9 protein-coding genes and 1 pseudogene are annotated in these 5,340 nt (G+C 35.5%); all 10 read left to right on the top strand.

Annotated elements, in window-relative coordinates; translation table 11 throughout:
- Positions 1-195, top strand: a 195-nt coding sequence (locus tag ACLPIE_RS22235; RefSeq protein WP_430263810.1) for a PAAR domain-containing protein, incomplete at its 5' end; no start/stop codon positions are given.
- Positions 196-432: 237 nt separating this feature from the next.
- Positions 433-735 carry a hypothetical protein gene (locus tag ACLPIE_RS22230; protein WP_430263809.1) on the top strand — a complete coding sequence of 101 codons (303 nt, stop codon included), beginning with the start codon at positions 433-435 and terminating at the stop codon, positions 733-735.
- 41 nt (positions 736-776) lie between these two features.
- A complete protein-coding gene (locus tag ACLPIE_RS22225; RefSeq protein WP_430263808.1) occupies positions 777-992 on the top strand; it encodes a hypothetical protein in 216 nt (71 codons plus the stop codon).
- Positions 992-1,171 (top strand): hypothetical protein, encoded by a 180-nt coding sequence (locus ACLPIE_RS22220; RefSeq protein ID WP_430263807.1) that lies wholly within the window; start codon positions 992-994, stop codon positions 1,169-1,171. The genes ACLPIE_RS22225 and ACLPIE_RS22220 overlap by 1 nt, the downstream gene beginning before the upstream one ends.
- Before the next feature lie 39 nt (positions 1,172-1,210).
- On the top strand, positions 1,211-1,900 hold the full coding sequence (locus ACLPIE_RS22215; protein WP_430263806.1) for a hypothetical protein: 690 nt from the start codon (positions 1,211-1,213) through the stop codon (positions 1,898-1,900).
- Between the two features lie 153 nt (positions 1,901-2,053).
- Positions 2,054-2,542, top strand: a complete 489-nt coding sequence (locus tag ACLPIE_RS22210; protein WP_430263805.1) for a hypothetical protein — start codon at positions 2,054-2,056, stop codon at positions 2,540-2,542.
- On the top strand, positions 2,542-3,480 hold the full coding sequence (locus ACLPIE_RS22205) for a hypothetical protein (RefSeq protein WP_430263804.1): 939 nt from the start codon (positions 2,542-2,544) through the stop codon (positions 3,478-3,480). The genes ACLPIE_RS22210 and ACLPIE_RS22205 overlap by 1 nt, the downstream gene beginning before the upstream one ends.
- A pseudogene (locus tag ACLPIE_RS22200) lies at positions 3,473-3,798 on the top strand (PAAR domain-containing protein). Before ACLPIE_RS22205 ends, ACLPIE_RS22200 begins: the two are co-directional and overlap by 8 nt.
- On the top strand, positions 3,789-4,739 hold the full coding sequence (locus tag ACLPIE_RS22195; RefSeq protein ID WP_430263803.1) for a hypothetical protein: 951 nt from the start codon (positions 3,789-3,791) through the stop codon (positions 4,737-4,739). The pseudogene ACLPIE_RS22200 and the gene ACLPIE_RS22195 overlap by 10 nt, the downstream one beginning before the upstream one ends.
- A gap of 44 nt (positions 4,740-4,783) precedes the next feature.
- Entirely contained in the window at positions 4,784-5,053 is a 270-nt protein-coding gene (locus ACLPIE_RS22190) for a PAAR domain-containing protein (RefSeq protein ID WP_430263802.1), read from the top strand.
- The last annotated feature ends 287 nt before the right edge of the window (positions 5,054-5,340 follow it).

The raw sequence follows: 5,340 nt of genomic DNA, 5'->3' as shown, positions 1-5,340 counted from the left end.
TCACCAACGGTAAAAGTCGATGGTAAGGCAGTTGCTCGGCAAGGGGATATTTTAGCGCCTCACGGTGGACATTCAAGAACCATCGTTGGTGGCTCAAGTTGTGTGTTTATTGATGGCAAGCCAGCGGCGCGAACGGGTGATCCTGTCAGTTGCGGCGGTGTATTAATTGGTAATTCGTCGGTAACGATTGGTTAATTAATAGAAACGAATATAACCTTCAGATATTTAATTTTTTATCTGACATAGTTACCAATATTTTTAAGGTTTTTATCTCAGCAGAACACTGGCTACACAATGTATAAACTGTACAGCTGGGATCATTTAGAAACGTTATTAAAAAACTGTTTTTGGGGAAGTGGTGATAAATATAAATTTTAGGGAAAAGAGCGGGATGAAATAGAAAAAAATAGAATAAGTACTCAGATAATATAGATGAGAAAAAATGAAATACCAGAAAAAAGTCACCTGATTGAACAACAAGAATTTTTAAATTTATTTTTTCCTGTTAGCTTGCAAGTGATCGAAACGCCTCACTCTAACAATGTCCAATATATTTTCATACTGTCGAATTTTGCTGCTGGTATTCGGGATATTGAATATACGATGGTAAGGGAATTTTTGGGGCAGCCCCAAGCTATAATCAGCCCTATAAACCTGATAAAATTATTTATCATGAGGATAATAAATATTATCCCGCTGAGAATAAATTCACTAAAAACTTTGATAGCGAATTGAAAAAAACAATAGCATCAATTCGTAATATGAAGGACTCGTTAGTGTTACATCTGAATGTTGACACTGGTATTGATAATACAGCACTTGCTGTCAGTAAAATGGGGTATGGACAGCCATCCTATATTCCCAAATTATATTGGTACTACATTGTTGATGTAAGAGAAAATAAAATATCTCCATTACGCTATAAAAATTGGAATGGTGGCACTGATGGACATAACGTTACTTTTGGTTTTATTGATGGAGAAGCACCGTAATGTTTAAATTCTTTATAGGAACCCTGTTTCCAAGTAAGCTTAAAACTCAAAAAGTTATATCTTATCAAGAAGAGTACCACGTTAAAGGCTCTTTAGAGGAAAGTCCTTATGTATTAAAAATAAATGAGGAACAATGCCAAGTAAAATCAACTAACTTTAGTTATCGAAAAGTGGGTTAAATACCTTTATTCTTGGTTATATTTGCTAGTTTCATTTTTATGACTAATTCTTTTATTGAAAGTCATTATTCTAACTATATTTCATTTAAATCTATTGTTGATGGATACAAAGAAATTTATGAAAACTCAGTAAAACCACCAGATGCAATAGAATTGTACAAACCTTTTTTTGCTAAAGAGCCAAGTGTGTTCGATTATTTAATCTCTTATTATTCAGGTAACTTTTATGCGGGTACTAAATATGCAATATACCTGACAATATTATTAACACTAGCTTTTGGTTATGCGCTCTATACCACAGGAAGATCTGCTTTTATTGATCCTTATCCTATTCTCGTGTTAGATAGAAAACGAAATTTATTGTATACATGGGAAAATAAAAAGGTTTATGTTGCACGATATAATAATGTTGGGTATGCCACTCCAAGTAATAATTTATTTATAAAGCTATTTACATTTGATGCAACTAAAAATCAGTTGGAAACATTGTTATTTCAACCCAATGCATCCGAGCACAGTAGTATATTTTTAAGTGAAAAATATGAAAACAATGCATTTATTAGTTTTATTAACGCCTATATGCAAAAAGGACGAGATGCAATTACCGAGAAAGATTTTGAGTGTGAGCCACTAAAGTTTTATTTTGGCAGTTACGAGCCTCCTGCCGATGTTGATATACAAATAGAAAAGACATTGGAACAATTGGACAAAGAGAATAATAATGCGTAGGGTGTCATAAGTAAAAATACAACGCTATTTTGTGAGTGACACAATGAACGACGCTCTAATTTTTGGGATAATGATAGACCTTCCCCAATAGGAGAACAATTAAAAGAATATATTAATAACTTTGAACAGTATGAGAAGATTGGAATTATTGAGTTGCAAGAATTTTATAATCTGTTTTATACCGCGAAAATGACTCAAGAAGAAATACCGGGGCGGAAAATCCGGTTATCTTTTGAATTCACTAATTTTACACCGGGTATTTCTGAGATTTATTTTCACTTTGTTACGCAGGTTGGAAACCATAGTGGCATGGCGACGCAAATCAAAACGGCATACTCCGCCTATGTTCTGAACACACGAAAAGATCTCTTAGAAATGAGTCAACAATTGAAAGTGGCAAGTGAAAAAGGTCAGTGGAACCCTGAAACGGGGATATTTAAATTTAGCGTGGAAGTACAATCTAAAATGGTGAATACCTATTCTGCCTTTAGAAATGAAAATAGCCGTATGGGTATTGAAGATTTATATTGGTATTATCAAGTTAATGATCAATTAAAAACGCCACTGCGTTATTTAGATTGGAGTGGTGAGGCTCAAGAAAATAATACGGTAATGGGGTTTATTAACAGTGAGAATATTTAATGAGTATTTTTTTTAATCCTGCTAAGCACCCTCATCGACTAAAGCCACAGCCTTTGGGGGAGCAGGGCGAGCGCTACACTGAAGATTGGCCAATGTCAGAATTGGATTTTCTAGAAACAGTCGATAAACAGCAGTGTATTTTGGTTAACAAGGATATTCGACGTCGCGATGCGTTCGCATTTCCGGGATTTATTTCTGGAATCATTGCATTTGTTATGTTTTTTCACTTTGTTTTTATGGATCATTATAAAAGCTATACAAATTTTAATAAACGACTTCAAACCTATACGTTGGAATATAGAGCCTTATATGAAGATAAAACACAAAGAGATAAGCTACCTACATTTGTTGTTGATAAATATGCCCCCTACTTTGATCAAGAAAAACTATCCTTAGTCGATTATTTTCATGTTTACTTTGATGGCTATATTACAACAACCCCTTATTTAGAGACATTTCTTTCTTCTATTTTATTATTGATTTTATTTCTCTTTATTGTTGTGGGGGGCTATCAGTCCTTTTTCAAAAAGCCGCGTAATTTGGTTTTTGATCGCGAAAAAAATTTAGTGTATACGTGGCATGGTGGCAGGGTTTTTGTCGCACGCTATCCGGAGGTGGGTGTTGGTAAAATCGGTAAAATGATTGCCATCCAATTATTTGGTTTTGATAAGCGCAAACAATCATTGGTCACTGAATTGTTCTTTCCCAATGTGTATGTGTATTCGGTTTACCATACCAGCACGGATTACCACGACCAGCGTTTTATTAACTTTATCAATACCTATATGCATGAAGGCCGTGATGCGCTGATTCAGTCAAACTATTACCGAAAAAAACCGAAAGTCTTTTTTGGTAAAAACCCACTGCCTGCTGATTTTGAGCAACAGGTCGAACAGATTTTAGCAAAGCTTGATCAGGAGAAAAAACGCAATGCGTAGTCTTGTGAACGGCAGAAAACTCATTTTAAAAAATGATACGACGAATACAGGTGGTACTGTGCTGACAGCTTCTTCTCTCGCCAAGCAAACTCAAGGTATAGCTTGAGTGGGTGACTCGGTTTATTGTCCTTTATGTAAAAAAACGGCGCTATCATTGAAGGCAATAGCTTAATGAATATTAAGGGTATCCCTGTCGCATTAGAAGGTCATAAAGCCGCTTGTGGATGTTCTCAGTGGAATGATAATAATATTGCAAAACTTGATGTTAAACACTATGGAAAAATGGTCGCACGTTCAGGAGGGCAATCATGGAGCTAAGATATAAATTAAGTGATTATAATGAACCACTTCTGCAAACAGAAACGTCAAAAATGCCACTTAAACAAATGGAAGTGATCCAATTTATTGATAAGATCGACAATGTTAATTTAACAATAGGGCAAGCATTTTATAATGCCAGAATTATGTTGTTACTCCCGATTGCAGTGACTTTCTTGATATCATTTTTATATGGTGTAAATGTGATTTATATTGATCCGTGGAAAAAAACTGAAAAATTATTTTTAGAAGTATTAGAAAATAGAGAAAAAAAAGATAATGAGTTATTTTTTTTTAAAGATAAAAAAAAATCACCTGCTTATGGATCTGAATATTTGGATGGGAAGAGCTTACCTTTTAGCTCATACTTAGATTATAGATATTTCAGTGGTTCAACTATAAAAAGTAATAAATTGATTTTTGATTTACTAATTTTACTTGTTCAGTTGCTGACCTCTGTTGTTTTATTTTTATGGATATTTTTAATGAAAAATAGGCCACCATTAATCTGCGATAGAGAAAAACAGTTATTCTATACGTGGGACATGAAAATGAATGTCTATGTGGCTAAGTATACACAAATTGAATTTGCGGATATTCGCCCTACGTTGACTTTATTTTTATATCGGGTCGACAATCAAGGGAATTTAGCGACACAGAAATATCTGCCCAACTTAACGCTATTTAGCTACCTTGGTGGTGGGAGTGATAATGATAAAGCGTGGGGGTTAGGTTATATCACCAAATACTTATTTAATGGATTGACGCCATTAGCGGAAGCTGACTACACAAGAAAACGCTGTCGTTTATTTAGGGATGCGCCAGTTCCATCAGACCTTGAACAGCAAATCAAAGAGCAAGTAACCAAAGTGGATAAAATATTACCGCAAGATGAAGTGATGGAAGCGCACTTGGCGGAATGCATTCGCCAATCAATATAAAATGAAAATAGAAAATTTTTTTAGCTTTTAAAGGATTTCTAATAATGCGCAGCACAGTTAACGGTCGTAAAATCATTCTAAAAAATGATACGACGAATACGGGAGGCGTGGTGCTGACAGCTTCCTCTCTCGCCAAGCAAGCCCAAGGCGTCGCTTGTGTGGGCGACTCGGTTTATTGTCCTTCGTGTAAAAAAACAGGCACTATCGTTGAAGGCGATAGCTTAATGAAAATTAACGGTATTCCTGTTGCACTTGAAGGTCACAAAGTCGCTTGTGGCTGTTCAGGTGGCTGTGTGTTGGTCTCTGTGGGGTAAGTGTGGACATTATTTTAATTTGTCCTAACTCATCTAATCACGGTGTTCAACCTCTTGCCGACAACAGTGGTGGTGAAGGAACTCAGCTGAGCAATCTACCAGTTTGTAGATCCTTTAACGCCTACTGAGTCAGATATTCGTTTTAATTTAGCAGGGCAAGTTAGAAAAGTACCTGAAAGACAACGACCGGAATTAGCCACGCTTACTTCAGCTGTCAATGCCGTACCGACATCCATAGCAGGCGCGGCTTTAAAAAATACTTTTGGAAAAGGTTAATAATGAAATTA

Source organism: Providencia sp. Me31A, assembly GCF_050487165.1.
Taxonomy (GTDB): domain Bacteria; phylum Pseudomonadota; class Gammaproteobacteria; order Enterobacterales; family Enterobacteriaceae; genus Providencia.
This window is presented reverse-complemented; position numbering and strand designations above follow the sequence as displayed.